Origin of the sequence: Microvirga tunisiensis (genome assembly GCF_009296175.1) — a bacterium.
GTDB lineage: Bacteria > Pseudomonadota > Alphaproteobacteria > Rhizobiales > Beijerinckiaceae > Microvirga > Microvirga tunisiensis.
The window spans coordinates 1-1,415 of record NZ_VOSK01000748.1 but is presented as its reverse complement, the minus strand read 5'-3'; the positions used below and the strand labels follow the sequence as shown (position 1 = coordinate 1,415).

1 protein-coding gene is annotated in these 1,415 nt (G+C 60.3%); it reads left to right on the top strand.

Translation table 11 applies throughout. The features are described 5' to 3' along the window. Positions 1-44: 44 nt before the first annotated feature. Positions 45-1,415 (top strand): alpha,alpha-trehalose-phosphate synthase (UDP-forming) (locus FS320_RS43360; RefSeq protein ID WP_152718650.1); only part of this gene is annotated, 1,371 nt, incomplete at its 3' end.

Genomic DNA, 1,415 nt, shown 5'->3' with positions numbered 1-1,415 from the left:
TCGTCCTTGGGCTACCCTCTCCCCTGCTACAGAGGGAGAGGCATTTGCGACGGCTCGTTGTCATCTCCAATCGCGTGGCTGTTCCAGATGCTACCGGAAAAGCCGCTGCAGGAGGCCTGGCCGTGGCCCTGCACGAGGCCTTTCAAGCTTACCAGGGGCTGTGGTTCGGATGGAGCGGCAAGGTTTCAGCCCATCCGGCGGCCCAGCCCAAGATCATCGATAAGGGACAGGTGCAGTATGCGGTCATGGACCTGACATCGCGTGATCGGCAGGAGTACTATAATGGCTTCGCCAACCGGGCGCTCTGGCCGATCATGCACTATCGGATTGGTCTGTCCGAGTTCTCGCGGGCTGATTATGCAGGGTACTTGCGGGTCAATCGCAGTTTCGCCAGCGCCCTGGCGCATCTGATCCAGCCTGACGATCTCGTCTGGGTTCACGACTATCACCTCATCCCCCTCGCGAGCGAGCTGCGGGCTGTCGGGATCAGCAACCCGATCGGGTACTTTCATCACATTCCCTGGCCTGCTCCTGAAGTGTTTGGAGCTCTTCCAGGCAGCACAGAGCTCCTACGCGTCATCCCGGACTATGATCTTCTCGGTGTGCAGACCGAGCGGGATGCGGACAACCTCAGACGTAGCCTCGTCCAGGAACTTGGCGCAATCCATCGCAGGGCAGATCTTCTCGATGTCGGAAGCCGCCGTATTCGCATCAAGAGCGCGCCAATCGGCATTGACGTCAATGGTTTCCAGCAAGCAGCCCAACGCTCTGGCTCAAGCCGGCTTCTCAAGCAGACGATCGCTGGTCTGGGATCCCGCCAGCTGATCATCGGGGTTGATCGGCTGGATTACTCTAAGGGCATTCCTGAACGCATGGAGGCTTTCGAGCGCTTCCTGGTCAGCCATCCGGATCAGCGGGGCCGGGTGACCTATCTGCAGATTGCCCCAACCAGCCGCAGCGAAGTGCCCGAGTATGCAACCCTCAGCCGAGACGTGAATGAGACGCTGGGGCGGATCAATGGCTCCTTGGGTGAGCCTGGCTGGGTTCCGATCCATTACGTGACCAGCACTTATTCTCGCGGGGTCCTCGCTGGCCTTTACCGCTTGGCCCGGGTTGGGCTCGTGACCCCCATGCGGGATGGGATGAATCTCGTGGCCAAAGAATACGTGGCCGCTCAGGACCCGCAGGATCCCGGTGTGCTCATCCTGTCGAAATTCGCCGGGGCTGCCGAGGAGCTCACGGATGCCCTCATCGTCAACCCGAACGACAAGGTCGAAGTCGCGGAGGCTATTCAGCACGCGCTGCACATGAGCCAAGAGGAGCGGGTTGCACGCTGGCAGGTCATGTCGAAAGTTCTTTGGAATTCCGATGTCTCACGGTGGGCGGCGGCGTTTATCAAGGATCTGGCCGCCAAC